This is a genomic window from Pseudomonas sp. 86_A (assembly GCF_017491705.1).
GTDB classification, from domain to species: Bacteria; Pseudomonadota; Gammaproteobacteria; order Pseudomonadales; family Pseudomonadaceae; genus Aquipseudomonas; species Aquipseudomonas koreensis.
The window spans coordinates 1-26,273 of record NZ_JAFGYS010000011.1 but is presented as its reverse complement, the minus strand read 5'-3'; the positions used below and the strand labels follow the sequence as shown (position 1 = coordinate 26,273).

The 26,273-nt window shown below is 61.0% G+C and carries 26 protein-coding genes and 2 pseudogenes; 15 read left to right on the top strand and 13 right to left on the bottom strand.

Going from position 1 to position 26,273, the window contains the following annotated elements:
• The first annotated feature begins 396 nt into the window (after window positions 1-396).
• Complete coding sequence (gene argH / locus J5M57_RS17615) at window positions 397-1,791, top strand: argininosuccinate lyase (protein WP_169842964.1); 1,395 nt, start codon at window positions 397-399, stop codon at window positions 1,789-1,791.
• A 119-nt stretch (window positions 1,792-1,910) separates the two neighbouring features.
• Here argH and J5M57_RS17610 read toward each other — a convergent pair whose 3' ends face one another.
• Window positions 1,911-2,570 carry a glutathione S-transferase gene (locus J5M57_RS17610; RefSeq protein ID WP_169842963.1) on the bottom strand — a complete coding sequence of 220 codons (660 nt, stop codon included), beginning with the start codon at window positions 2,568-2,570 and terminating at the stop codon, window positions 1,911-1,913.
• Between the two features lie 123 nt (window positions 2,571-2,693).
• On the opposite strand from J5M57_RS17610, the gene J5M57_RS17605 reads away from it, so the two are divergent.
• The 3 genes from J5M57_RS17605 (at window position 2,694) to J5M57_RS17595 (ending at window position 6,473) form a co-directional block, all read left to right on the top strand.
• Entirely contained in the window at window positions 2,694-2,978 is a 285-nt protein-coding gene (locus J5M57_RS17605; RefSeq protein WP_207848319.1) for a hypothetical protein, read from the top strand.
• A 223-nt stretch (window positions 2,979-3,201) separates the two neighbouring features.
• The gene (locus tag J5M57_RS17600; RefSeq protein WP_039757399.1) at window positions 3,202-3,447 is read left to right on the top strand and encodes a TIGR02647 family protein; all 246 of its coding nucleotides are present in this window, start codon (window positions 3,202-3,204) and stop codon (window positions 3,445-3,447) included.
• Window positions 3,448-3,629: 182 nt separating this feature from the next.
• A complete protein-coding gene (locus J5M57_RS17595) occupies window positions 3,630-6,473 on the top strand; it encodes a class I adenylate cyclase (protein WP_207848318.1) in 2,844 nt (947 codons plus the stop codon).
• 7 nt (window positions 6,474-6,480) lie between these two features.
• Here J5M57_RS17595 and rnk read toward each other — a convergent pair whose 3' ends face one another.
• From rnk to cyaY, 3 genes are all read right to left on the bottom strand, one after another.
• Window positions 6,481-6,891, bottom strand: coding sequence for a nucleoside diphosphate kinase regulator (gene rnk, locus J5M57_RS17590; protein WP_207848317.1), 411 nt, complete (start codon window positions 6,889-6,891; stop codon window positions 6,481-6,483).
• Between the two features lie 256 nt (window positions 6,892-7,147).
• On the bottom strand, window positions 7,148-7,366 hold the full coding sequence (locus J5M57_RS17585; RefSeq protein ID WP_080593277.1) for a DUF1289 domain-containing protein: 219 nt from the start codon (window positions 7,364-7,366) through the stop codon (window positions 7,148-7,150).
• A gap of 4 nt (window positions 7,367-7,370) precedes the next feature.
• Window positions 7,371-7,703 (bottom strand): iron donor protein CyaY, encoded by a 333-nt coding sequence (gene cyaY / locus J5M57_RS17580; protein ID WP_123454569.1) that lies wholly within the window; start codon window positions 7,701-7,703, stop codon window positions 7,371-7,373.
• Window positions 7,704-8,030: 327 nt separating this feature from the next.
• Between cyaY and J5M57_RS17575 the strand changes: the two genes are divergently transcribed.
• The 6 genes from J5M57_RS17575 to J5M57_RS17550 are packed head-to-tail and all read left to right on the top strand — an operon-like array spanning window position 8,031 to window position 12,640.
• The gene (locus J5M57_RS17575; RefSeq protein WP_007911098.1) at window positions 8,031-8,204 is read left to right on the top strand and encodes a lipoprotein; all 174 of its coding nucleotides are present in this window, start codon (window positions 8,031-8,033) and stop codon (window positions 8,202-8,204) included.
• A 9-nt stretch (window positions 8,205-8,213) separates the two neighbouring features.
• The gene (gene lysA / locus J5M57_RS17570) at window positions 8,214-9,461 is read left to right on the top strand and encodes a diaminopimelate decarboxylase (protein WP_207848316.1); all 1,248 of its coding nucleotides are present in this window, start codon (window positions 8,214-8,216) and stop codon (window positions 9,459-9,461) included.
• 3 nt (window positions 9,462-9,464) lie between these two features.
• Window positions 9,465-10,295, top strand: coding sequence for a diaminopimelate epimerase (gene dapF / locus J5M57_RS17565; RefSeq protein ID WP_064589785.1), 831 nt, complete (start codon window positions 9,465-9,467; stop codon window positions 10,293-10,295).
• 13 nt (window positions 10,296-10,308) lie between these two features.
• Window positions 10,309-11,034 carry a DUF484 family protein gene (locus tag J5M57_RS17560; protein ID WP_169842959.1) on the top strand — a complete coding sequence of 242 codons (726 nt, stop codon included), beginning with the start codon at window positions 10,309-10,311 and terminating at the stop codon, window positions 11,032-11,034.
• A 2-nt stretch (window positions 11,035-11,036) separates the two neighbouring features.
• Window positions 11,037-11,936 carry a tyrosine recombinase XerC gene (gene xerC / locus J5M57_RS17555; protein ID WP_041071985.1) on the top strand — a complete coding sequence of 300 codons (900 nt, stop codon included), beginning with the start codon at window positions 11,037-11,039 and terminating at the stop codon, window positions 11,934-11,936.
• The gene (locus J5M57_RS17550; RefSeq protein ID WP_064589788.1) at window positions 11,933-12,640 is read left to right on the top strand and encodes an HAD-IA family hydrolase; all 708 of its coding nucleotides are present in this window, start codon (window positions 11,933-11,935) and stop codon (window positions 12,638-12,640) included. The genes xerC and J5M57_RS17550 overlap by 4 nt, the downstream gene beginning before the upstream one ends.
• Before the next feature lie 232 nt (window positions 12,641-12,872).
• Here the strand turns inward: J5M57_RS17550 and sutA are convergent, their stop codons facing one another.
• From sutA to glnK, 4 genes are all read right to left on the bottom strand, one after another.
• Complete coding sequence (gene sutA / locus J5M57_RS17545) at window positions 12,873-13,199, bottom strand: transcriptional regulator SutA (RefSeq protein ID WP_007951900.1); 327 nt, start codon at window positions 13,197-13,199, stop codon at window positions 12,873-12,875.
• Between the two features lie 102 nt (window positions 13,200-13,301).
• Window positions 13,302-13,727 (bottom strand): secondary thiamine-phosphate synthase enzyme YjbQ, encoded by a 426-nt coding sequence (locus J5M57_RS17540; protein ID WP_095049349.1) that lies wholly within the window; start codon window positions 13,725-13,727, stop codon window positions 13,302-13,304.
• A gap of 216 nt (window positions 13,728-13,943) precedes the next feature.
• The gene (locus tag J5M57_RS17535) at window positions 13,944-15,281 is read right to left on the bottom strand and encodes an ammonium transporter (RefSeq protein ID WP_207848315.1); all 1,338 of its coding nucleotides are present in this window, start codon (window positions 15,279-15,281) and stop codon (window positions 13,944-13,946) included.
• 37 nt (window positions 15,282-15,318) lie between these two features.
• Window positions 15,319-15,657, bottom strand: coding sequence for a P-II family nitrogen regulator (glnK, locus tag J5M57_RS17530; protein WP_002555808.1), 339 nt, complete (start codon window positions 15,655-15,657; stop codon window positions 15,319-15,321).
• Between the two features lie 413 nt (window positions 15,658-16,070).
• Between glnK and J5M57_RS17525 the strand changes: the two genes are divergently transcribed.
• Together J5M57_RS17525 and J5M57_RS17520 are read left to right on the top strand one after the other, a co-directional pair.
• Entirely contained in the window at window positions 16,071-16,331 is a 261-nt protein-coding gene (locus tag J5M57_RS17525; protein ID WP_007920416.1) for an accessory factor UbiK family protein, read from the top strand.
• A gap of 358 nt (window positions 16,332-16,689) precedes the next feature.
• Window positions 16,690-17,213, top strand: a pseudogene (locus tag J5M57_RS17520) (Bro-N domain-containing protein).
• Here J5M57_RS17520 and J5M57_RS17515 read toward each other — a convergent pair.
• Window positions 17,208-17,477 (bottom strand): HigA family addiction module antitoxin, encoded by a 270-nt coding sequence (locus J5M57_RS17515; RefSeq protein WP_083367562.1) that lies wholly within the window; start codon window positions 17,475-17,477, stop codon window positions 17,208-17,210. The pseudogene J5M57_RS17520 and the gene J5M57_RS17515 overlap by 6 nt on opposite strands.
• A 252-nt stretch (window positions 17,478-17,729) precedes the next feature.
• On the opposite strand from J5M57_RS17515, the gene J5M57_RS17510 reads away from it, so the two are divergent.
• The gene (locus tag J5M57_RS17510; protein ID WP_095187946.1) at window positions 17,730-18,194 is read left to right on the top strand and encodes a hypothetical protein; all 465 of its coding nucleotides are present in this window, start codon (window positions 17,730-17,732) and stop codon (window positions 18,192-18,194) included.
• A 382-nt stretch (window positions 18,195-18,576) separates the two neighbouring features.
• Entirely contained in the window at window positions 18,577-20,070 is a 1,494-nt protein-coding gene (locus J5M57_RS17505; RefSeq protein ID WP_207848314.1) for a YifB family Mg chelatase-like AAA ATPase, read from the top strand.
• Here the strand turns inward: J5M57_RS17505 and J5M57_RS17500 are convergent.
• The 3 genes from J5M57_RS17500 to J5M57_RS17490 form a co-directional block, all read right to left on the bottom strand.
• On the bottom strand, window positions 20,067-21,281 hold the full coding sequence (locus J5M57_RS17500; protein ID WP_169842953.1) for an aldose 1-epimerase family protein: 1,215 nt from the start codon (window positions 21,279-21,281) through the stop codon (window positions 20,067-20,069). The genes J5M57_RS17505 and J5M57_RS17500 overlap by 4 nt on opposite strands.
• Window positions 21,282-21,500: 219 nt before the next feature.
• The gene (locus J5M57_RS17495) at window positions 21,501-23,477 is read right to left on the bottom strand and encodes a methyl-accepting chemotaxis protein (protein ID WP_169842952.1); all 1,977 of its coding nucleotides are present in this window, start codon (window positions 23,475-23,477) and stop codon (window positions 21,501-21,503) included.
• 188 nt (window positions 23,478-23,665) lie between these two features.
• Window positions 23,666-24,586 carry a LysR substrate-binding domain-containing protein gene (locus J5M57_RS17490; RefSeq protein WP_064589801.1) on the bottom strand — a complete coding sequence of 307 codons (921 nt, stop codon included), beginning with the start codon at window positions 24,584-24,586 and terminating at the stop codon, window positions 23,666-23,668.
• 157 nt (window positions 24,587-24,743) lie between these two features.
• On the opposite strand from J5M57_RS17490, the gene J5M57_RS17485 reads away from it, so the two are divergent.
• The gene (locus J5M57_RS17485) at window positions 24,744-26,138 is read left to right on the top strand and encodes a NorM family multidrug efflux MATE transporter (RefSeq protein ID WP_207848313.1); all 1,395 of its coding nucleotides are present in this window, start codon (window positions 24,744-24,746) and stop codon (window positions 26,136-26,138) included.
• Window positions 26,139-26,147: 9 nt separating this feature from the next.
• Here the strand turns inward: J5M57_RS17485 and J5M57_RS17480 are convergent.
• A pseudogene (locus tag J5M57_RS17480) lies at window positions 26,148-26,273 on the bottom strand (EAL domain-containing protein); the annotation flags it as partial.

The window sequence follows — 26,273 nt, the reverse complement described above, 5'->3', positions numbered from 1 at the left end:
ACGCTAAGACTAGCCCGAGCGCCAAAAAGTGCCGTACGTCGGCCAGCAATATTTGCCAGTGTCCGGGTCGTACTGCTCAAAGCCCGCTGTTTTCTGCGTTTTTCACGGGGTTTGCCAAAGAACAATCCACCCACCCCCTCTTCTTATAGTCGGCGTCCGGACCTTTGTGCGATCCGCAGTCGCGCCGACCCTTATGTCCAACTGTAGACGCTTGCCGGGCCGATATTGCTCAATCGAAAAATATCCTTGCGCAAATCCCCCACAGACAGCGCCGACTATGAACGAGCAGATGAGAAAAAAACGTATCGACCGGTGTCAGCGACAGGATTGGCAACCCTGTTATTATCCGCGCCAGCGTTTCACGCCTTCTTTCTCCAAGCCGATACGAGCGAATTCATGAGCACTGACAAGACCAATCAGTCCTGGGGCGGCCGCTTCAGTGAACCCGTCGACGCCTTCGTCGCCCGCTTCACCGCCTCCGTCACTTTCGACCAGCGCCTGTATCGCCACGACATCATGGGCTCGATCGCCCACGCCACCATGCTGGCCAAGGTCGGCGTGCTGACGGATGCCGAGCGCGACAGCATCATCGATGGTCTGCAGACCATCCAGGGCGAAATCGAGGCCGGCCAGTTCGACTGGCGCGTCGACCTCGAAGACGTGCACATGAACATCGAAGCACGCCTGACCGACCGCATCGGCATCACCGGCAAAAAACTGCACACCGGCCGTAGCCGCAACGACCAGGTCGCCACCGACATCCGCCTGTGGCTGCGTGACGAAATCGACCTGATCCTCGCCGAGATCACCCGCCTGCAAAAAGGCCTGCTGGAGCAAGCCGAGCGTGAAGCCGCCAGCATCATGCCGGGCTTCACCCACCTGCAGACTGCGCAGCCAGTGACCTTCGGCCACCACATGCTGGCCTGGTTCGAAATGCTCAGCCGCGACTACGAGCGCCTGGTCGACTGCCGCAAGCGCACCAACCGCATGCCGCTGGGCAGTGCCGCACTCGCTGGCACCACCTACCCGATCGACCGCGAATACACCGCGCAACTGCTTGGCTTCGACGCGGTGGGCGGCAACTCGTTGGACAACGTGTCCGATCGCGACTTCGCCATCGAATTCTGCTCGGCCGCGAGCATCGCGATGATGCACCTGTCGCGTTTCTCCGAAGAACTGGTGCTGTGGACCAGCGCGCAGTTCCAGTTCATCGATCTGCCAGACCGTTTCTGCACCGGCAGCTCGATCATGCCGCAAAAGAAAAACCCCGACGTGCCAGAGCTGGTACGCGGCAAGACCGGCCGTGTGTTCGGCGCGCTGATGGGCCTGCTGACCCTGATGAAAGGCCAGCCGCTGGCCTACAACAAGGACAACCAGGAAGACAAGGAACCGCTGTTCGACGCTGCCGACACCCTGCGCGATTCGCTGCGGGCGTTCGCCGACATGATCCCCGCGATCAAGCCGAAGCACGCGATCATGCGCGAAGCGGCACTGCGCGGGTTCTCCACCGCCACCGACCTGGCGGACTACCTGGTGCGCCGTGGTCTGCCGTTCCGTGATTGCCACGAAATCGTTGGTCACGCGGTGAAGTACGGCGTCGACACTGGCAAGGACCTGGCCGAGATGAGCCTGGAAGAACTGCGTCAGTTCAGCGATCAGATCGAGCAGGACGTGTTCGCCGTGCTGACCCTGGAAGGCTCGGTGAATGCCCGTGACCACATCGGCGGGACTGCGCCGGCGCAGGTCAAGGCTGCGGTTGTTCGCGGTCAGGCCCTGATCGCCAGCCGCTAAAAGCTTCGCTGGCAAGCCAGCTCCCACAGGGTTCTTTGCTGGAACACAATTTGCGTTCGACCCAAAGACCTGTGGGAGCTGGCTCGCCAGCGATGACTGATTTCAGAACGCTAGAAAACTCACTTCTTGGCTGCGATCATCGCCAAAAACGCCGGCATCGCTGCGTCCTTGTCCGCCGCAATCTTCTGCACATGCGGATTCTGCTCAAGTCGCTCCAGCAGCGCCTTGGCCTTCGGCATCTCGGCCAGCAAATCGATCCCGAACAGTTTCTGCCCGACCGCACACGCCAGTGGCACGCTGTAGAGGAAATACAAATCGGCAACACTCAGACTGTCGCCCGCCACGTACGGAGAGAATTTTCCGTGTCGTCCCAGCGCCGCAAAGCCGAGCAACAGTTCGGTCTTGGTCTTCTCCTTGATCGCGTCCGGCAGGGTCATTCCAAAAAATGCCTCGCCATAACAAGCGCGCCCCGGCAGCTCGATGTACAACTCGATTTCCCTGGCCATGGCCAGCACTTGCGCGCGCTCGAACGGGTCGGCAGGCAGCAGCGGCGTACCCTGCGCGTTCTGCTCGATGTATTCGAGGATGACCGAGGTTTCATTGATGAAACCGCCTTCGACCTCCAGCACCGGGACCTTGCCCCGCGGGCTGATCGCCAGCGATTGCGGGGTCGGCGTCGGATAGAACGTCACCTCTTCGAACGCCAGGCCTTTTTCCAGCAGCGCCAGTTTGACCATGTTGTAGTAGTTGCTGACAGGGAATCCGTAGAGCTTGAACATCACATAGCCTCCAGGCCGTGCGGGGTGGGCGGTCACTGTTTATAGATCGTCGGACTCGATCCTGCCAGCAGCATCACGCCGCTGAATGCGGGTAAACTGGCGCCTTTCCTTGAGGAGCCTGCCATGAGCGAGCCGACAGACATCGACAACGACGAAGAAGAGTTCACCGAGATGACGTTGATCGGAGCCATCGAGAACCAGATCGAAAGCGACAACCCGCCAGCGGCCAAAGCGACCTTCAACAAGCTGACCCTGGTAGGCGTCGAGCGCGAAGAAATCCTCAACCTGATGGCGCACGTGCTGGCCTACGAGATTGACGCGATGCTTGATGAAGACCGCGCCTTCGATACCGAATGGTACGAAGCGGCGCTGCGCGCATTGCCAGAGCTGCCGCCCGAAAAGCAGTAAACCCGTTTTTCCAGACTAGACTCTGTGGCGAGGGAGCTTGCTCCCGCTCGGCTGCCTGGCAGTCGTCAGCTTTTGGGGCCGCTGCGCGCCCCAGCGGGAGCAAGCTCCCTCGCCACAAAAAGCATCCCTGGGCGAAAACCCTGATTCAGGCACTGGACATGCCGCAAAAGCGGGTTCACCTTAGGGGCGCTGTCGTCCAATTCCTAGAAAGTCTGGAGTCCTTATGTCGCTTACCCCTGAGTTGGTTGCCGAACTGGAAGTCCTCGCACTCTTCAACCTGGACAGTTCCCAGGAAGGTTTGAAAATTCATCAGACCGCTGCCCCGAAACACATTGCCGCTGCCCAACGCCTCTTCGAAAAAGAACTCACCGACCAGCCCGATGGCGGGTATCTGACCAGCCTCGGTCGCGATGCCGCGCAAAATGTGCAAACCGTGCTGACCATTCTGAGAGAGCAGGAAACCGCCTGATTTTCCCGTCTTTGCCCACGGGAACTCCTGCCACGGGATTTCCGCGGGCCCACTTCACCGCCCCGTGCTAAAAATCTGACGTCAAAAACAAATTCAGCTTAAAAGTCCCGCTGGTCAGAGGCTAAACTGCCTCCCATTCCGAGACCTTCTTCGTCCGAGCCTGCGAGCCGGTTTGAGCTGACATGACGCGCACCCATGAAATCCGCCCCGATCTGGACGAAGGCATCGACCGCAAGGTCCTCAGCCAGCTGCGCGCGCGTTTTCTCAAGCTCAATGAAGGCCGCCTCGGCCGGGCACTCGAAGGCTTGTCGACGCGCCAGCAAGGCGTGTTGACGCTGCTGCCGCTGTTCTTCCACGTCAATCACCCGCTGCTGCCGGGTTATGTCTCGGGCAGCACTCCGGCCGGTCTGTCGAATTATGAGCCGGATGCCAATACCCTCGCCGAAGCGCAACGCCTGACTCGCTCGTTCTCCTACAAGCCGCGCCACGGCAGTAACCCGCCGCGGCCAATTCACGGGCTGTTCCTGATGGGCAGCCTCGGCACGCTGGCCCAGGCCGATCAGAGCGACATGGACGTGTGGGTCTGCCACGCGCCGGACCTGAGCGAAAACGAGCTCGCCGAACTGCGCAAGAAATGTCAGCTGCTTGAAGCCTGGGCCGCTACGCAAGGCGCGGAGGCGCATTTCTTCCTGATCGACCCGGTGCGTTTCGTCAAAGGTGAACGCGATACCCAGCTCAGCTCCGAAAACTGCGGCACCACTCAGCACTATCTGCTGTTGGACGAGTTTTACCGCACGGCGATCTGGCTGGCCGGGCGCACGCCGATCTGGTGGCTGGTGCCGGTCTACGAGGAAAGCGCCTACGATCTTTACACCGACACCTTGCTGTCCAAGCGTTTCATCCGCGCCGACGAAACCCTCGACCTCGGCCATCTCGCGACCATTCCGCCGGGGGAGTTCATCGGTGCCGGGCTGTGGCAGTTGTTCAAGGGCATCGAGTCACCCTACAAGTCGGTGCTCAAGCTGCTGCTGACTGAGGTCTACGCCAGCGAACACCCGAAAGTGCAGTGCCTGAGCCTGCGCTTCAAGCAAGCGGTGTTCGCCAATCAGTTGGATCTGGATGAGCTGGATCCGTACATGGTGGTGTACCGGCGCATCGAGGAATACCTCACGGCGCGCAATGAACCGGAGCGACTGGAGCTGGTGCGCCGCGCGCTGTATCTGAAGGTCAATCGCAAGCTCACCGGCAACAGCCGCACCCAGAGCTGGCAACGTTCGCTGCTGGAGCGTCTGGCCAGCGAATGGCATTGGGACCAGCGACAACTGGCGCTGCTCGACAGTCGCAGCCAGTGGAAAGTCCGTCAGGTCAGTGCCGAACGCCGTGCGCTGGTCAACGAGCTGAATTACAGCTATCGCTTCCTGACCCAGTTCGCCCGCACCGAACAGACCGTCAGCCTGATCAATAAACGTGATCTCAACGTCCTCGGCCGTCGCCTGTACGCGGCATTCGAGCGCAAGGCCGACAAGGTCGAGTTCATCAACCCCGGGATCGCCCCGGATCTGGCCGAAGACACCCTGACCCTGGTGCAGTCGCCGAACAAGAAAGAGCCCGGGCAAACCCAGTGGGGCCTGTACAACGGCAACCTGACCGCGCTGGAGTGGGAACACTTCGCACCGATCAAGCGCAGCCGCGAGTTGCTCGAACTGCTCACCTGGTGCCATCGCAACGGCGTGATCGACAGCAGCACCCGCCTGGCCCTGCATCCGGGCACCAGTGACTTGAGCGAGTTCGAACTGTTCAACCTGCTCGGCAGCCTGCAACAGAGCATCGCCCTGCCCTTGCCCACCGTCGCCGAAGAGCCGTTGCTGCGCGCCGCCGTGCCGAGCGAAGTACTGATGCTGGTCAACGTCGGGGTCGATCCGCTCAAGCATCACCGCGACCTGAATATCCTGATGACCACCGAGCGCACCGACTCGCTGAGTTACGCCGGAGTGCGCGAAAACCTCGTATTGACCCTGGATCAGGTCACGCTCAACAGCTGGAACGAAGTGCTGGTCAACCGCTTCGACGGTCCCCACGCGCTGCTCGACTGCCTGCGCGACTACCTCAACAACCTGCCCCGTGGCCGGCAACAGCCATCGCTGAAGGTGCGCTGCTTCTGCCACAACCGCGCGCAGTTCATTGCCCGTCGCGTCGAAGAGATCGTCGATACCGCGCAAACCCTGCTGCTCAGTGAGTTGAACCATCGCTACCTGATTCAGGTGCAACAGCACTATCACGTGCTGGAACTGGTGCCGGGCCAGGTCAACCACGTGGCCCTCGCGACATTGCCGGCGCTGCTGGATTATCTCGGCGAAGAGCAGGCACGTTACAGCCCGCTGCACCTTGATCCGATGGCGCTGGAGGAACACGATCTGGCATTGATCCTGCCGATGGGGCAGCCGGAAGCGATTCAGGTGTTCTACCGGATCACCGAACATCAGGCCGAGTTGTACGTGCTCGATGAGTTCAACGCCCTGTGGCAGCAGCGTTTGCCGTATCACGACGAGCAGAGCCTGCTCGTGCCGCTGCAGCGCTTCCTGCAATCGATCCAGTACCGGCGTGAAGCCCTGTTGCCCATGGAGGGCAGCCCGGCGATCAGCCTTGAGACTTTGTATTACCAGTTGTTGCCTTCGGGCCCCGGACGCGCACGACGGGTCGAAGCCCGGCCGGCGCCGCAGACCCCGGTCAACAAACCGTTCTACGACGTGCAGGCGATCATCGGCAAAGCTGCGCCAGGAGAGGTGCAGGTCACCCTGTATTGCAATCAACGGGAATTCAGCGAGCTGGAACATGGCGACCAGCTGTTTCGCGTGGTCGCCCGGGAGATCGTCGAGCAACGCCGCGAAACCGAGCGCTATCGCTGCTACATCACCGACCTGGACCTGTCGGGCCTGCTCGGTGATGGTCAGAGCTCAAGCAATTTGTATCTGCGCTACAAGGCCGACCTGGAGCGCGCCCTGAACGAGGCGCTCGAACAAGTCTGAGGCGGGTTTACTCGGGGAATTCACCGCCGTTGGCCGGCTGCGATTCGACTTCGAGCAAGTTCAGTTTCAGGGTCTTGCCACCCGGTGCCGGCCAGTCGATGTGCTGACCGACCTTCAGGCCCAGCAGCGCACTGCCGACCGGTGCCAGAATCGAGATCTTGCCTTCGTCGGCGTTGGCGTCCTTGGGATAGACCAGCGTCAGGTGATAGTCCTTGCCACTGCCTTCTTCGCGGCAGTGCACGCGGGAATTCATGGTCACGACGTCAGCGGGCACTTCATCGTGGCCGACCAGTGTATCGGCGCGGTCCAGTTCGGTTTGCAGCGCGATCACGCCCGGCAGCGTGTCATCCAGGCTGTCGATCAGGCGCTCCAGACGTTGCACGTCCAGACGGGTAAGGGTGATGGAAGGTGCGGTCATGATCCGGGCAGACTCCTTTCTTCTGCACACAAAAAAAGCAAAACCCCGCCAAAAAAGACGGGGTTTTCACCAGGCCTCGATGGGTTGAGGCGTGGTCGGACACTATCACAGCTCAAAAAATATACAAGTCACCCTCCGGACCGGAGGAGACCCTTGTGGCGAGGGAGCTTGCTCCCGCTGGGGCGCGTAGCGGCCCTGAAATTGCTACGACTGCTGCGCAGCCGAGCGGGAGCAAGCTCCCTCGCCACAGATCGGATCAGGCTTGTGATTTTCGTGCGGCAGCCTGCTGGCAGATGATCCGACGGCGCTCATCATCCGCCGAGCGCCATTCGCGAATATCCTCAACATGCCGGAAGCAGCCGAGACAAACCTTCTGTTCATCCAGCCGGCACACGCCGCTGCACGGCGAAGGCACGGCCGGGCTGATGTTGCTGTAAAGCGGCTTTGGCGGACGAACAGGTGCGGTGTCAGTCACGAAATCACAGACCTTCGAAGTCGAATTCAGCGCCAGCCTGTTGCTTGACGATGCGCTCGAGCATTTCGCCCAGCTGTTCTTCGCTCTTGTCGCACATCCAGCGCTCGCTCTCTTCGTCGTAGTCGAAGTGGAAACCACCGGACACCGCCGCCAGCCACAGCTGACGCAGCGGCTCCTGACGGCTGAAGATCAGTTGCGAGCCGTTTTCGAACTTGACGGTCAAGACACCTGCCGAGCTTTCCAGGTCGATATCCAGGTCGCTGTCATCAAAGATATCTTCCAGCGTCTGCTGGGTAGCATCGACCAGATCGTGGAAACGGGCTTCGGACAAACTCATTGCGGCAACCTCAAAAAATGTCTGATCAGGCTCAAGCGCCGAAAGATACGGACGCTGCCGGCCGATTGCAAAGATTAACGACCAAGCACCTGCCCCACTCCTGACACCGAATCCTTGTAGGAGTGAGCCTGCTCGCGATAGCGGAGTGTCAGTCAACATACATGTCTCTGACACTCCGCTATCGCGAGCAGGCTCACTCCTACAGGAGATTGCGGCGATTCGGGCAGCTTTGGGCAAGCCCCGCCGGACGGGAACCCCCTCGCATAGGCAAGCTGCCGGGTGGCCGGTATACTCCGGCGCAATTAACGCATTTTCAAGGATTTCGCCATGAAGCGCCTGATCTCTTCCCTTGCTGCGCTCGTCGCGGTTGCCTGCCTCGTTTCGGCCTGTGGTCAAAAAGGCCCGCTGTACCTGCCGGATGACGATCAGGACCCGGCCGAACAAGCTCAGTCTTCGCAAAAGCAGCCGTCCAAAGCACACAAGCACGACGTTTACCAATAAGGGATCGCCATGGACGCTTTTAACTACCGTGGCGGGGAGCTGTTCGCGGAAGGTGTGGCGCTGTCCGCCATCGCCGACCGCTTCGGCACGCCCACCTATGTCTACTCGCGTGCGCACATCGAAGCCCAGTATCTGGCCTACGCCGATGCGTTGGCCGGCATGCCGCACCTGGTCTGCTTTGCGGTCAAGGCCAACTCCAACCTCGGCGTGCTGAATGTCCTGGCCCGTCTCGGTGCCGGTTTCGACATCGTTTCCCGTGGCGAGCTGGAGCGTGTGCTGGCCGCTGGCGGCAGCGCCGACAAGATCGTGTTCTCCGGTGTCGGCAAGACCCGTGACGACATGCGTCGTGCCCTGGAAGTCGGCGTGCACTGCTTCAACGTCGAGTCCACCGACGAGCTCGAACGCCTGCAAGTGGTCGCCGCCGAACTGGGCGTTCGCGCGCCGGTCTCGCTGCGCGTGAACCCGGACGTCGATGCCGGCACCCACCCGTACATTTCCACCGGTCTCAAAGAGAACAAGTTCGGCATCGCCATTGCCGACGCCGAAGACGTGTATGTGCGTGCCGCGCACCTGCCGAACCTGGAAGTGATCGGCGTCGATTGCCACATCGGTTCGCAACTGACCACTCTGCCACCGTTCCTCGATGCCCTCGACCGCCTGCTGGATCTGGTCGACCGCCTCGGCGATTGCGGCATTCATCTGCGCCACATCGATCTCGGTGGTGGCCTGGGCGTGCGTTATCGCGATGAAGAGCCGCCATTGGCCGGCGACTACATCAAGGCTGTGCGCGAACGTCTGAACGGACGCGATCTGGCGCTGGTGTTCGAACCGGGCCGCTTCATCGTCGCCAACGCCGGCGTGCTGCTGACTCAGGTCGAATATCTCAAGCACACCGAACACAAGGATTTCGCCATCGTCGACGCGGCGATGAACGATCTGATCCGCCCGGCGCTGTACCAGGCCTGGATGGACGTCACCGCGGTCAAGCCGCGCGACACCGCCGCACGCCAGTACGACGTGGTCGGCCCGATCTGCGAAACCGGCGACTTCCTCGCCAAGGATCGCCAACTGGCGCTGGAAGAAGGCGACCTGCTGGCCGTGCATTCGGCCGGTGCCTACGGCTTCGTGATGAGTTCCAACTACAACACCCGTGGCCGTGCCGCTGAAGTGTTGGTAGACGGTGATCAGGTATTTGAAGTGCGCCGCCGCGAAACCGTGGCCGAGCTGTTTGCCGGCGAAAGCCTGCTGCCGGAGTAACCCATGCTGCTGCGTTTTACCAAAATGCACGGCCTGGGCAATGACTTCATGGTTCTCGACCTGGTCAGCCAGCACGCGCATATTCAGCCCAAGCACGCCAAGCAATGGGGCGACCGGCACACTGGTATCGGTTTTGACCAGTTGCTGATCGTCGAAGCGCCGAGCAACCCGGACGTGGATTTCCGTTACCGGATCTTCAACTCCGACGGCTCGGAAGTGGAACAGTGCGGCAACGGTGCACGCTGCTTTGCCCGCTTCGTGCTCGACAAGCGCCTGACCGCCAAGCGCAAGATTCGCGTCGAGACCAAGGGCGGCATCATTGAGCTGGACGTGCGTAACGACGGCCAGATCGGCGTGAACATGGGCGCGCCACGCCTGGTGCCGGCGGACATACCGTTCGACGCACCGGCGCAGGCCTCCAGCTATCAACTTGAAGTCGATGGCACCACGGTCGAACTGGCCGCCGTGTCGATGGGCAACCCCCATGCGGTGCTGCGCGTGCAAGACATCAACACCGCACCGGTGCATGAACTGGGGCCGAAAATCGAACACCATCCGCGCTTCCCGGCGCGGGTCAATGTCGGTTTTCTCCAGGTCATCGACCGCCACCGCGCGCAACTGCGCGTCTGGGAACGCGGCGCCGGGGAAACCCAGGCCTGCGGCACCGGCGCCTGCGCTGCGGCTGTTGCGGCAATCAGTCAGGGGTGGATGGATTCGCCGCTGTTGATCGACCTGCCCGGCGGGCGCCTGTCCATTGAGTGGGCAGGCCCAGGCCAACCGGTGCTGATGACCGGTCCGGCAGTGCGTGTATACGAAGGACAAGTGCGTCTTTGAGTGAGCAGAAGCCATGACCGATAAGCCTCAGGTACCCGCCCGACAGTCCGACGAATCCGCGTCCGAGAGCCTGGAGGCGGCAGCGGTTGCCGCGTACCTGGAGGCTCATCCGGACTTCTTCGTCGAGCACGAAGAACTGCTGCCCGCCATGCGCATTCCCCACCGACGCGGTGACACCGTGTCGCTGGTCGAGCGGCAGATGACTATTCTGCGTGACCGCAACATCGAGATGCGCCACCGCCTCTCGCAGTTGATGGACGTCGCCCGCGACAACGATCGCCTGTTCGACAAGACCCGCCGCCTGATCCTCGCCCTGATGGACGCCGCCAGCCTAGAAGACGTGGTGATCAGCGTCGAAGACAGCCTGCGCCAGGACTTCCAGGTGCCTTTTGTCAGCCTGATCCTGCTCGGCGACAACCCGGCACCGGTCGGCCGTTGGGTGACCCACGCCGACGCGCAAACCGCGATCGGCGGCCTGCTCACCGAAGGCAAAAGCGTCAGCGGCACCCTGCGTGAACATGAACTGGACTTCCTGTTCGGCGAAGAGCAGCGCAAGCAGATCGGCTCCACTGCCGTGGTCGCGGTCAGCCATCAGGGGATTCACGGCATTCTGGCGATCGCCAGCCGCGATCCGCAGCACTACAAGAGTTCGGTCGGCACGCTGTTCCTCAGCTACATCGCCGAAGTCATGGGCCGCGTGCTGCCACGGGTCAACAGCTCCCTGCGTTCGGTACGCTGAACATGGAACGACAACTGGACGCTTACTGCGAACACCTGCGCAGTGAGCGACAGGTGTCGCCGCACACGCTGTCGGCCTACCGCCGCGACCTCGATAAAGTCCTCGGCTGGTGCATCAAACAGAACATCGGCAGTTGGGCGGCGCTGGATATTCAGCGCCTGCGCAGCCTGATCGCCCGCCTGCATGCGCAGGGCCAGTCTTCGCGCAGCCTCGCCCGCTTGCTCTCGGCGGTGCGCGGGCTCTATCACTATCTCAATCGTGAAGGCTTGTGCGACCACGACCCGGCCACCGGCCTGGCCCCGCCAAAAGGCGAGCGGCGCCTGCCGAAAACCCTCGACACCGACCGCGCACTGCAACTGCTGGAAGGTGCGGTCGAGGATGATTTTCTGGCGCGGCGTGATCAGGCGATCCTGGAGTTGTTCTACTCCTCGGGCCTGCGTCTTTCCGAGCTGACCGGGCTCAACCTCGATCAACTCGATCTGGCCGATGGCATGGTTCAGGTGCTCGGCAAGGGCAGCAAGACCCGACTGCTGCCGGTCGGCAAAAAGGCCCGAGAAGCCCTGGAACAGTGGCTGCCGCTACGGGCCATGACCAACCCGGCGGATGACGCCGTGTTCGTCAGCCAGCAGGGCCGACGCCTTGGTCCGCGGGCGATTCAGGTCCGGGTCAAACTGGCCGGTGAACGCGAACTGGGGCAGAACCTGCACCCGCACATGCTGCGTCATTCCTTCGCCAGCCACTTGCTGGAATCCTCGCAGGACCTGCGCGCGGTGCAGGAGCTGCTCGGCCACTCCGACATCAAGACCACGCAGATCTACACCCACCTGGACTTCCAGCACCTGGCGGCGGTCTACGACAGCGCCCACCCACGGGCCAAACGCAGCAAAGGCGACGATTCATGAACATCCAGTTGATCACCTTCGACCTCGACGACACCCTGTGGGACACCGCCCCGGTGATCGTCAGCGCCGAAGCGGTATTGCGCGAATGGTTGAGCGAACATGCGCCGAATCTGGGCGCGGTGCCGGTGGAGCATCTGTGGGCGATTCGCGAGCGGGTGCTGACCAGCGAGCCGGGACTGAAACATCGCATCAGCGCGTTGCGCCGGCGCGTGCTGTTCCACGCATTGGAGGAAGCCGGGTACACCCACGGCGAAGCCTCGGATCTGGCCGACAAGAGTTTTGAAGTGTTCTTGCATGCGCGGCACCAGATCACGGTATTTCCGGAGGTCGAGCCGACCCTGGAAATCCTCGCCAACCATTACGCCCTCGGCGTGGTCACCAACGGCAACGCCGACGTGCGCCGGCTGGGGCTGGCGGATTACTTCAAGTTTGCCTTGTGCGCCGAAGACATCGGCATCGCCAAGCCGGATGTACGCCTGTTCCATGAGGCCCTGCAGCGCGGCGGTGTAAGCGCGGACCTGGCGGTGCACATTGGTGATCATCCGGGCGATGACATCGCCGGGGCACAGCAGGCGGGGATGCGCGCCATCTGGTTCAACCCGGCGGGCAAAGTCTGGGAAGCCGAGCGGCTGCCGGATGCCGAGATCCGCAGCCTGACCGATTTGCCGGCGGTGCTGGCGCGCTGGAATGCCATTTCCGCCTGATATAAAACTGTTTTTTGTGGCGAGGGAGCTTGCTCCCGCTCGGCGGCGCAGCCGTCGTAAAACCAGCCACACAGTATTCCTGAAAAAATGTGTTTGCAGATTTTGGGGTCGCTTCGCAACCCAGCGGGAGCAAGCTCCCTCGCCACAATGTCGCAGTGAACGAGCGCTTTTATTTCGCCCATGAAAAAGCCCGCAGCGACGGCGGGCTTTTTCAGCAAGCAAGTGGCACGCTTCAGATAGGGCGGCTGCCGTACTTGTTGTCCGGCTTCTTGGGCGGATCGGCGACCACGTTGGCCTCCACTTCCTGCACCTTGCCGCCGCGCGCAAGGAACTCTTCCATGGCCTTGGCCAGGGCGTCGCGCTCCTTGTTCTTGGCTTCGATGCTCGGCAACTCGTCTACCGACACCGCAGCCTTGGCTTTGCCTTTGGCAGCCGGAGCCGGCGTATCGTCACCGCCATCGTCTTCAGCAACGTCTTCCGCTGCTGCTTCCAGACCATCCTCGGCCTCGTCTTCGTCGCCTACTTCGAGGTCGTCGTTTTCCAGATCATCGTCGCTCATGTTCTACCTCATGACTTGCGAAAAGCAGATTAGTTATAGACCAGCTTTGGCGACTGTCGAAAGTCGCCGGAAAAAAATCGGTAACCGCTGGTGACCAACGGTTTACGCCCCTTCACCGTGCAAGGTGGCGAGGACTTTACGGGCCCCGCCATGATCACGGTGCTCGCCCAGATAAACGCCTTGCCAGGTTCCCAGAGCCAGTCGTCCCGCCGATACCGGCAAACTGATCTGGCAGCCAAGCACACTGGCCTTGAAGTGCGCCGGGAGGTCGTCCAGGCCTTCGTCGTTATGCTCATAGCCGTCTGTTCCTTGTGGGATCAGACGATTGAAAAATCGTTCGAAGTCGCGACGGACCGCCGGATCGGCGTTCTCGTTGATGGTCAACGACGCCGAGGTATGCTGCAGCCACAAATGCAACAGACCGACCCGACACTGCCTGAGTTCAGGCAGCCCGGCGAGTAACTCGTCCGTCACCAGATGAAAGCCCCGGGGCCGTGCCCGCAGGGTTATCAGAGTCTGTTGCCACATACAGTTCTCCGCACGTTCGGGGCGCATTCTAGCGCGCTCTGTGAAAAAACAAAGACCCTAATATTCCCGCAATGATGTAAGCGATTGGCCGCAGTAAAACGCGGGTCGTAAACACGACCAAAGCCGTACGAAAAATCCTTTCAGCCTTCCCTTCAATGACAAATCCCAGACAAAAAAATGCCCGGCAAGCCGGGCAAGTTTTTTTGATACGCGTACTTACAGGTTGTAGCCGCGTTCGTTGTGTTGTGCCAGATCGAGACCTACCGATTCTTCTTCCTCGGTCACACGCAGCCCCATCACAGCGTCCAGGACCTTGAGGATGATGAAGGTGACGATCGCGGTGTAGATCACCGTGAAGCCGACGCCTTTGCACTGAATCCACACTTGTGCGGCGATGTCGGTCACGGTGCCGAAGCCACCCAGCGACGGTGCAGCGAATACACCGGTGAGGATCGCGCCGAGGATGCCGCCGATACCGTGTACGCCGAAGGCGTCCAGGGAATCGTCATAACCGAGTTTGCGTTTGAGGGTGGTCGCGCAGAAGAAGCACACCACGCCTGCCGCCAGACCGATCACCAGTGCGCCCATCGGACCCACGGTGCCAGCAGCCGGAGTAATTGCCACCAGACCGGCAACCACACCCGAGGCGATGCCCAGTGCACTTGGCTTGCCGTGGGTGATCCATTCGGCAAACATCCAGCCCAGCGCGGCAGCAGCGGTCGCGATCTGAGTGACCAGCATCGCCATGCCGGCGGTGCCGTTGGCCGCTGCAGCGGAACCGGCGTTGAAGCCGAACCAGCCAACCCACAGCATCGCTGCGCCCATCAGGGTGTAGCCGAGGTTGTGCGGCGCCATCGGGGTGGTCGGGAAGCCTTTGCGCTTGCCCAGCACCAGGCACGCTACCAGACCGGCGATACCGGCGTTGATGTGCACCACGGTGCCGCCCGCGAAGTCGAGTACGCCCCAGTCCCACAGCAGGCCGCCGTTACCGGACCAGACCATGTGCGCGATCGGTGCATAGACGAGAGTGAACCACACGCCCATGAAGATCAGCATCGCGGAGAACTTCATCCGCTCGGCGAACGCACCGACGATCAGCGCCGGGGTGATGATCGCGAAGGTCATCTGGAAGGTGATGAACACCGCTTCAGGGAACAACGCCGCCGGGCCGGTCAGGCTTGCCGGAGTGACACCGGCCAGAAATGCCTTGCCCATGCCTCCGACGAAGGAGTTGAAATTGACGACGCCCTGCTCCATGCCGGTGGTGTCGAACGCGATGCTGTAGCCATAAATGACCCACAGGACGCTGATCAGACCGGTAATGGCGAAGCACTGCATCATCACCGAAAGAATGTTTTTCGACCGCACCATGCCGCCGTAGAACAGCGCGAGGCCCGGAATGGTCATGAACAGCACGAGGGCTGTGGAGGTCAGCATCCAGGCGGTGTCGCCGGAATTGAGGACTGGAGGCGCCACCGGATCTGCCGCCATAGCCAGGCCGGGCATTACGATGGACAACAGGGCGCCTAGCCCTGCGAATTTACGCAGAGTCATATTGTTTTCTCCTGGGGCGTTGGGTTTGTGGCGGCGCTTAGATCGCGTCGGTATCGGTTTCGCCGGTACGGATGCGAATCGCCTGTTCCAGATTGACCACGAAGATCTTGCCGTCACCGATCTTGCCGGTGTTGGCCGCCTTGGTTATCGCCTCGATAACCCGATCCAGATCCTTGTCGTCGATGGCCACGTCGATTTTCACCTTGGGCAGAAAATCGACCACATATTCCGCGCCGCGATACAGCTCGGTGTGACCCTTCTGCCGGCCGAAGCCTTTGACTTCAGTAACGGTAATGCCCTGCACGCCGATTTCGGACAGCGACTCGCGTACGTCGTCCAATTTGAACGGCTTGATGATGGCAGTGACTAGCTTCATGAAACTCTCTCCCGAATTGGTGGACTTGCCCCAGGAAAACAAACCCGACTCAAGTCTAAGCGCAGTGCCTGGCTTTGTAACGCATCGTCGGCCTTACCTGCCCGACTGACGCCAGCTAACCGCTGCTGACGAAACTCCCCGCTCCGTCTGCCGCACTGCATTCGTCACAGCGACTGCATCAGTGCATGGGTCACTACCGACTAAGCAGAAAGCTTGCCATCTCGCCAAATTCCCCTGATTTCAATCCCTTGGCCGCTGCCGCAGGCGCTTGCGCGAAAAACGCGCGGCGGTTACGCACAACAACGGTGCGTTGCCGTCCGTCCGCTTGCGCGAAAAGCGTGCATCCGTGCCTGCGTCAATGACTATAGACACTGCGTGATACACTGCCGGCCATTGTTTCCAGGACATCCACCATGCTCGCGCCCAAAGACTTCCTCGACGCCCTGAGCGGCACCGCCTCTCGCCTGTTCAGCGGCGACACCCCGCTGCCGAAAGCCGAAATCGAAAGCCAGTTCAAGATGCTGCTGCAGAGCGCCTTCAGCAAACTCGACCTGGTGAGCCGCGAAGAATTCGACAGCCAGATGGTCGTACTGGCCCGTACTCGCGCTCGCCTCGAGAGCCTCGAAGCCAAAGTCGCCGAGATGGAAGCCAAGCTGACACCGCCCGCTGAATAATCCGCGCCCCCTGTAGGAGCTGCCGAAGGCTGCGATCTTTTGATCTTCAGCCCTTCAACCATCCCGGCAACGTCCTACAACCTGCACCACCGCCGTCCGATTGCGCCGAAAAGCCCAGGTTTTTAAGCTCATCCGATGCTGAATGTTCAGCACTGGGTTTGGCGACCTGGACAGCTTAAGGCGCACGACAACCATGATGGCGGCTACATTTACCGCCACATCGTTTCATGGCGGTTGTGCGTGGGAGACCTTCGGGTCTGCCGGGTTCCTTTTGCTCCGGTTCGCCAACCCGCGTACAACTGCCACCCAATCGTTTGGCGACGATTGAGGGCAGCCCTTAAGCAAGAGGAACTGCTCAATGAATCAAGAAGAGACTTATCTAAGCCCGCACATCTTCACCCGCCACAAACTCCCCCTCCACGCCCTCCTCATCCAGAACCAACCCTGGTTCTGCGCCCGAGACCTGAGCCGCCTGCTGCACATCTACCTCAACGAACGCATGCTGCGAAAACTCGACCCCGACCAATACCAAACCCGCAAAACCCTGATCCACAACCAAATCGAAAACACCCTGCTGATCAGCGAATCCGGCATCTACGCCCTCCTCGTCTACCACTACTGCCCCGAATACCGAGCGCTGCGCGAATGGCTCACCCATCAGGTCATCCCCACCCTGCGCGACGCCCCCAACACACCACAAGCGAACGCCCACACCTGAGCCTACTCAGTTGGCCGGACATGACGTTGAGTTTGTTGCACTGGAATAACCAGCCGTGGATACGGTTGCAGGATGTGCCGTTGATGGTGGTAGAGCGAGAAATGCCGAAGCGCGAGGCGGGGCGATGGTGGAAAAGAGCTTCACGGATGTTGCAATCGCTATAAGCCCGAATGCCGGAGCTGGGCCCTGCGCAAATCGTAAGTCGATTGAAGATTCATCCAGAACTCAGGCGTGGTGTTGAGATGAATGGCAAGTCTGATTGCCAGGTCGGCGCAGATCCTGAGCTGGCAATTCACAAGCTTTTCTATCTCACTTTCGGGCCATTTCGTGGGCATGGCCAGATCCATGACGGTCATGCCCAACGGCTCCATGAATTCCTTATTCAGAACCTCGCCCGGATGAATCGGGCGCGTACCATTGCGGTCCATTTTTCGCCTCCAAAGGCTGCGTTGAGTGGCCAAACTGGAGCATCCGACTCCGCGATACAAGACCGTCGAAACCCTTTCGCCGACGTCCTACAACTATTAGGGCATGGCCCTACAAAAATCAGCGTCTGAGCCTGATTCCGTGAGTTCTTCCCCGTGATTACGCTGGTGGCTTTCGCCTGCGCTGGTCGATCCAACAAGTCGAATTGCAGACGAATCACATTGATCGCCAGACACTCTGGTTCTGGATCCCTCTTGTCTGACTTGCTCAAACTCAAAGAAAACACGCTGGTTCAGCACCCAGATGGCGGCTACATCTTCGGCACGATCCCCGATATGCCAAAGTTCGGCTTGCCAGGCGGGAAAATTTATTTGCGAGTAGGTATTCACCGCCGAGCGAATAGCGGTTTTGGCGTAGTACACGTATGGGAAGCCCATAGAGCCGACTTGCTCAAACATGGTTGCCAGACTGTCGATGGGGTAGCAGCGATTGTTGCGAAAATGATCGTCCCGGGAGCGCAAATCTATTGCGAGTTCAAAGAACAGCGATGTGGAAACAGGGTCGCGGTACTGAAGACATCTATGGGAACACTGATTCTTGAACCGCGACACGAGCGCGCCACAGGATTTGGTTACTTCGTGGTGACTTGGTACCCGCAAAAGCGCGCGCATGGCACGTTGGTGGGGCAGATACCACGGGCATCATCCAATCAGAAATAAAAAAGGCGTCCAATGGACGCCTTTTAAGTATTTTTTGAGGAGTAGTCGCAGCGATTCTTTAGCTCCTGGCTTTACAGCCTTGGGTTCAGAATCCGACAGGCTCGCCCGTCGTCACTACTTCAGAGAAACCAGCTTTCTCTGCTGCCAAAAATGCGGGGGAGCTTTTGCTGGTGCCCAGTCCCGACGAATGCGCAGTTGCAGTCCTCGGACGGGATGATCCGTCAATGCCGGTCGAGAGTCAACGCTCCACTTCAGGGAAGCAGTGCCGCGCCATTGCGTTTTGATACGTCTTGTAAACCTCTATTCCAGCACTGAAACCCGGCTCAACTACCCTTAAAAAACCCGCAGGAAGCGGCCCCCCGATTCAGCTCAAGGAACGACCATGTCCCTCTCCATCGTCCACAGCCGCGCCCAGATTGGCGTGGAAGCCCCCGCTGTCACCGTCGAAGTCCATCTGGCCAACGGCCTGCCGTCGCTGACCATGGTCGGCTTGCCCGAGGCGGCAGTGAAGGAGAGCAAGGATCGGGTGCGCAGCGCGATCATCAATTCCGGGCTGCAGTTTCCGGCGCGGCGGATCACTTTGAATCTGGCGCCGGCGGACCTGCCCAAGGATGGCGGACGATTTGATCTGGCGATTGCCTTGGGGATTCTGTCGGCGAGTGTGCAGGTGCCGTGTCTGACGCTGGATGAGGTGGAATGCCTCGGTGAGTTGGCGTTGTCCGGCGCCGTACGAGCGGTGCGCGGAGTGTTGCCGGCGGCACTGGCGGCGCGCAAGGCGGGGCGGGCGCTGGTGGTGCCGCGGGCGAATGCCGAGGAGGCCTGCCTGGCTTCGGGGTTGAAGGTGTTTGCGGTGGATCATCTGCTGGAAGCGGTGGCACATTTCAACGGGCACACGCCCGTGGAGCCTTATGTATCGGACGGCTTGATTCATGCCGCCAGACCCTATCCCGATCTCAACGAAGTGCAGGGGCAAATGGCAGCCAAACGTGCGCTGCTGATCGCGGCGGCGGGCGCACACAACCTGTTGTTCAGCGGGCCACCGGGGACGGGCAAAACCTTGCTGGCGAGTCGCTTGCCGGGGCTGCTGCCGCCGCTGTCTGAATGCGAAGCACTGGAAGTGGCGGCGATTCAATCGGTCGCCAGCGGCGTGCCGTTGACCCATTGGCCGCAACGTCCTTTTCGCCAGCCACACCACTCGGCATCAGGCCCGGCACTGGTCGGTGGCAGTTCGAAACCGCAACCCGGCGAAATCACCCTGGCCCATCACGGCGTGCTGTTTCTCGATGAACTGCCGGAGTTTGATCGCAAGGTGCTGGAGGTGCTGCGCGAGCCGCTGGAGTCCGGGCATATCGTGATCGCCCGAGCCAAGGATCGCGTGCGCTTTCCGGCGCGCTTCCAGTTGGTGGCGGCGATGAATCCGTGTCCCTGTGGATATCTCGGCGAGCCAAGCGGCAAGTGCTCCTGCACGCCGGACATGGTCCAGCGCTATCGCAACAAACTGTCGGGGCCATTGCTGGATCGGATCGATCTGCACCTGACGGTAGCGCGGGAGGCGACGGCGCTGAATCCGACGGTGAAGCCGGGAGAGGACAGCGCCAGTGCAGCTGCGGTGGTGGCCGAAGCCCGAGAGCGCCAGCAAAAGCGTCAGCGTTGTGCCAATGCGTTTCTCGATCTGCCGGGGCTGAAGCGGCACTGCAAGTTATCCACAGCCGATGAAAAATGGCTGGAATCGGCGTGTGAACGGCTGACCTTGTCGCTGCGTTCGGCGCATCGCTTGCTCAAGGTTGCGAGAACTCTGGCAGACCTTGAGCAAGTCGACGCAATCAGCCGTGAGCACTTGGCCGAAGCACTGCAATACCGGCCGGCGACACCTTAATGCTCGGTCAGATCCACCAACGGCGCCTGCCGCACTTCGGTTTCACGCCCGGCCTGAATCTCGGTCACGCGCTTCAAGGCGTTATCCACAGCGCCTTTGTCCGCCAGCAGGCTGTAGCTGATCTGGAACTGTTGACTGGCCTTTGGCGCAATGGTCGGGACCAGATTCAACGGACGCTGATAGCGGCGGTTGTAGGAAAAACTGGTGCCCGGCTCAAGGCCCGTGACATAGCCCTGCCCTTGGGTATCGGTGTTTTTCCACAGGGAAAAAACCGGCAGCTGCTGCGTATTGAAGCCAACAGAGACGCCGAGGCTGCCAGCCTTGTTATGCAACACGGCCAGGGTTTCGCCCTTGGCGTCCGCATAAGGCACGACGTTGTAGACGGTTTCGTCGTAGTCCTTGGTCGGGGCGCGATAGGTCTGCCAATCGGCCAACTCGGCTTTGGCCTTGTCGTTGAAGGGCGAGACCTGCTTAACCGGCGCGGCGAACCGGGCGCCCTGTTCAAGGAACGGCGTACTGAAGTTGCTGTGATACAGCGCCTGGTATTCCTTCGGATAATCGCCGTTGTTGGTCAGCGTGTCGTTGAGGGCGAAACGCGCACTACCCGGCTCGGTGACCAGCTCAGTGACCACCGAGAAGTCGACCTTCTTGAAGGCCTGCTCTTTCAACTCGCCGCGCAGGCTGATGGCGTACGGCGGCTTCTCGTCAATGTGCAGGGTTACGCTGCTGGCCGGGATATTGGCGGCGCGCCCGTGCAGGGTCAGCAACTCACCATTGTCCATGCCGGGATGGCCGACCCATTCGTAACCACAACGGGTCACCAGCTCGTTGAAACCTTCCAGCCAACCCAAGCCACCGCGTCCGTTGAGTTCGATGAAGGCTGGGTTGACCACTTCCTTGACTGGCGAATCCCAACCCATACGCACGTTGCCGACCGACGCCTGCAAGACGTTCATGCCTCGGGTCGGCACTACCGAGAGTTTCATCGTGCCGTTATCGATATCGACGATGCTGACCCCTTCCTGCCGCCCACCATGCAAGGTGCGCAGGCTGACGGAGAAAGGTTTGTCGGTTTTCACCCCCAGTTGCTCACTGGAGATGCTCCAGTTTTGCGCGGGTTTGTTGGTATCGAGAAGGACATAGTCCCAGGCCATGGCGTGGGAAGCAGCAGAGAGTGCGCCGAGGGCGACGGCGAGTTTGAGCGGAGTCATGGCAGCAGCCTTTATTGGAGTTGTGCCATTTTTATAGCGCTGCGGAAACGTTTCAGCAAGTTTGAAAGAGCAAGAATTCGAGTGTTTGACCCTAGATTGGCAGTGATGCTATCGCGAGCAGGCTCACTCCTACACGGATCTTCAGTGATCACACACATTGTGACCTACCGATATACCTGTAGGAGTGAGCCTGCTCGCGATAGCTATGTCAGCCGCGCATCAACGAAACCGATCAACCTCGGAACGCAGATCCGCTGCCAGTTTCTCCAGCTCCTTGGCCGTCACCGCCAGGTTCGACACCACCTCACGCTGCTCACTGTTGGCCAGCGCAATGCTCTGCAGATTGCTACTGAGCAATGTCGCCGTGCTGCTCTGCTCCTGCGTCGCGGTGGTGATCGCCGCAAACTGTTGCCCTGCCGAACGGCTCTGTTCATCAATCCGCGCCAGCGCCGATGCGACATTGGCGTTGCGCGACAGGCCTTCCTGCATCAGCAGGTTGCCCTGCTCCATGGTGCTGATGGCGTTGCCGGTTTCCTGCTGGATGCTGTGGATCATCCCGGAGATTTCGTCAGTCGCCTGACGGGTGCGCGAAGCGAGGTTGCGCACTTCGTCTGCCACCACAGCAAAGCCACGGCCCTGTTCACCGGCGCGCGCGGCTTCAATCGCAGCGTTGAGCGCCAGCAGGTTGGTCTGCTCGGCAATCGAGGTGATCACGCTGACGATGCCGCCGATTTCCTGGGAGCGCTGACCGAGGGTGTTGATCACGGTCGCGGTGGTGTTCAGTGCACCAGCGATTTGCTCCAGCGAGGAAGAAGCCTCTTCCATCGAAGTGCGCCCGATCTGGGTCTGTTGCGCGTTTTCCTGGGCCAGACGCTGGGTGTTGCCCATGTTGTCGGCGATGTTCAGCGAGGTGGCGCTGAACTCTTCCACGGCGCCGGCCATGCTGGTGATTTCACCCGACTGCTGCTCCATGCCTTCATAAGCACCACCGGACAAACCGGACAGCGCCTGGGCCCGGCTGTTGACCTCTTCCGAGGAGCGGCGGATATGCTCGACCATGGTCGACAGCGCCTGGCTCATCTGGTTGAACGCGCGGGACAGCTGACCGATTTCATCGTGGCTCGACACATTCAGGCGCACGCTCAGATCACCGGCGCCCAAGGCTTCGGCCTGACGCACCAGGTCGCCCAGCGGTTGCAACTTGCTGCGCAACAGCCACATCGCCGAGCCGACCGCGATCAACATCGCCAGCAGACTGCCGATGGCCAGTTGAATGCCGACACTCCAGGTCACGGCGCGGATTTCCGCTTTCGGCATGCTCGCCACCACCGACCACGGCCCGCCTTCGAACGGCACGGCGATGCTGTAGAAATCTTCGCCCGTGTCGCTCCAGAACTGACCCTTGCCCGGGGTTTTCGCCAGGTCCTTGATCACCGGCACCGCTTGTTCCAGGGCCTGCACGCCCGCCGGGGCCACCAGCCATTTGCTTTGTTCATCCAGCAGCGCCAGCGAGCCGCTATGGCCGATGCGGAAGCGCTTGAGGTTATCGAACTGGGCGTTCTGCGCGTCGGTGTAATCGAAGCCGACGAACAGCACCGCAATCACCTTGCCGCTGCCATCGCGCACCGGGGTGTATTGGGTCATGTAGGAGCGATCGAACAGCAAGGCACGGCCGACATAGCCCTGCCCCGCCATCAACTTCGCATAAGCCGGGTGCGCATGATCGAGCAAGGTGCCGATGGCGCGCGTACCGTCCTGTTTGGTCAACGACGTGCTGACCCGCACGAAGTCTTCGCCGCTGCGCACGAACAGCGTGGCGACGCCGGCCGTCATCTGCTTGAACTCGTCGACTTCCTTGAAGTTGTTGTTCAGCACTTCGCCGCCCAGGTGCAGGCCCGGGGTCTGGGTGCCGGCAACCGTCACCGGCTCATCCGGGTGAATGCTCAAACCCGCGCTGAAGCGCTTCTCGAACAGCCCGCTCAGGCGCTGGGTACTTTCGCGCAGCGTGCCGTGGAAGGTGCTCAACTGGTCGGCCAGCAGCCGCGCCTCACTGGCGAGGTGCTCTTCACGGGTGGCGAGGTTGGCGGTATCCAGCGAACGCAGGGCGAACACCGTACTGCCACTGATGACAATCGCCAGTATCACAGCGAGCGCGAGGCCCAGCTGCGAGGCGATCCGGGCACGAGGTTGAGACATGGACAGCTCCTGGCCGAGCCACCGGATCCTCCTTGATCGCAGCACTTGCTCGGAAAATTCTAATAGTGGGGTGTAATCGTGGAGACCGGCACGACGGTTCCACATGCACGTATTCGGCGGTAGAACCGAATACTTGAGCGAATAGCAGGGTTATGGCACAAGGCCGGCATTGTGGCGGCTCGAACGTTTCAGCTCAAGCGCGTCACCGCCGGAAGCGCCATGGCCCGCACTTCGCCTTGCAGGAAGTCGCTGAGGCGGCGCAAACGTTCACCTCCCGGGCGGGTTTTCGGCCAGACCAGGTAGTAATTCAGTCCGCTGGCGACGGCGGTCGGCCACGGCAGACTCAAGCGACCTTGCGCCACATCCTCGGCCACCATCAACAGATCGCCCATGGACACACCGTAACCCCGCGCCGCCGCGATCATCCCCAGCTCCAGGGTATCGAACACCTGTCCGCCCTTGAGCGAAATCTGATCAGACAATCCCATGTGCTCCAGCCAACTGCGCCAGTCACGTCGATCCGGGGTCGGGTGCAGCAATTCGGTGGAGGCCAGCCGCGCCAGATCCCAGGGTTGATCATTGAGCAAATTCGGCGCACCGACCGGAATCAGCTCTTCGGGAAACAACAGGCTGGCCTCCCAGTCCGGCGGGAAGTGTCCGTCACTGAGCAACACCGCGCAGTCGAAAGGCTCGTCGTTGAAATCCACCGAGTCCACGTCCATCCACGCGCTGGTCAGCTGCACCTCATTGCCCGGCTGCAGATGACGAAAGCGACTGAGCCGCGCCAGCAACCAACGCATGGTCAGGGTCGAGGGGGCTTTCATGCGCAGGATGTCGTCCTCGGCGCGCAAGGTGTTGCAGGCGCGTTCAAGGGCGGCGAAGCCGTCGCGAATCCCCGGCAGCAGCATCCGCGCCGATTCGGTGAGTTGCAGGTTACGGCCGCTGCGGTGAAACAGCTTGCAGGCGAAATGCTCTTCAAGCGTACGAATGTGCCGACTCACCGCACTCTGGGTGATCGACAGCTCCTCGGCTGCGCGGGTGAACGAGCTGTGCCGCGCCGCCGCTTCGAATGCGCGCAGGGCATACAAGGGAGGAAGACGACGGGACATTCGGAAAGCTCCTATAGCGGGTTACGGCCAACTTAGCAGAATCTGATCTGGATGAGTTTTAATCATGCCACCCATCCTTTTTATCCCTTTGTGCGAAAGCGCTTAAGCGCCGAGAATCGATGGCTCCCTGTTCCCTCTTTCATGAGTGGTGATGACCATGCAGCATCCTGTGCGTACCGAACTCTGGGCCATCCTGCGGCTGGCGGGGCCGTTGATTGCTTCACAGTTGGCGCACATGTTGATGGTGCTGACCGACACCCTGATGATGGCGCGCCTGAGTCCCGAAGCCCTGGCCGGCGGCGGACTGGGAGCGGCGAGTTACTCGTTCGTGTCGATCTTCTGCATCGGTGTGATCGCAGCGGTGGGCACCCTGGTGGCGATCCGGCAGGGCGCCGGCGACATCATCGGCGCCGCGCGCCTGACCCAGGCCGGATTGTGGCTGGCGTGGCTGATGGCGCTGGGCGCCGGGCTGCTGCTGTGGAATCTGAAACCGGTGTTGCTGCTGTTCGGCCAGACCGAAACCAACGTCAACGCCGCTGAACAATTTTTGATCGCCCTGCCCTTTGCCCTGCCCGGCTACCTGAGCTTCATGGCCCTGCGCGGCTTCACCAGTGCGATTGGCCGGGCGACCCCGGTGATGGTCATCAGCCTGGGCGGCACCGTGGCCAACTTCCTGCTCAACTATGCGTTGATCACCGGCATGTTCGGCCTGCCGAAACTGGGGCTGACGGGCATCGGCCTGGTCACGGCGATTGTCGCCAACTGCATGGCGCTGGCCCTCGCTTGGCACATCCGCCGGCACCCGGCCTACGACGCTTACCCGTTGCGCGCCGGCCTGTCGCGGCCGAACCGCCAGTACCTCAAGGAGCTGTGGCGCCTCGGCCTGCCGATTGGCGGCACCTACGCGGTGGAAGTCGGTCTGTTCGCCTTCGCCGCGCTGTGCATGGGCACCATGGGCAGCACGCAGCTGGGCGCCCATCAGATCGCCCTGCAGATCGTTTCCGTGGCGTTCATGGTGCCGGCGGGCATGTCCTACGCCATCACCATGCGCGTCGGCCAGCACTACGGCGCCGGGCAACTGGGCGATGCGCGGATGTCCGGGCGGGTCGGGATCGTCTTCGGCGCGGTGGTGATGCTGGGCTTCGCCATGGTGTTCTGGCTGTTGCCGAATCAACTGGTCGGGTTGTTCCTCGACCACGACAACCCGGCGTTTGCCGAGGTGATTCGTCTGGCCGTGAGCCTGTTGGCGGTGGCAGCGTGGTTCGAGCTGTTTGACGGCACCCAGACCATCGCCATGGGCTGCATTCGTGGGCTCAAGGATGCGAAGACCACGTTCCTGGTCGGCCTCGGTTGCTATTGGCTGATCGGCGCGCCGGCGGCGTGGTGGATGGCATTCCACTTGAACTGGGGGCCGACGGGCGTCTGGTGGGGTCTGGCGCTGGGGTTGGCGTGTGCGGCGGTGAGTTTGACGCTGGCGTTTGAATGGAAGATGAAACGGATGATTCGGCGTGAGCCTGTGTCACAGAGGTTCGAGACCGTTCGCGCGGATTAAGATCAAAAGATCGCAGCCAAATCCGCGCAACAACTCCAGTTGCTCTGGTGTCTCGACCCCTTCGGCCACCACTTCCAGGTGCAGGTTGTGCGCGAGGTTGATCATCGCGTGCACCAGTTTGCGGTTCTCTTCGCG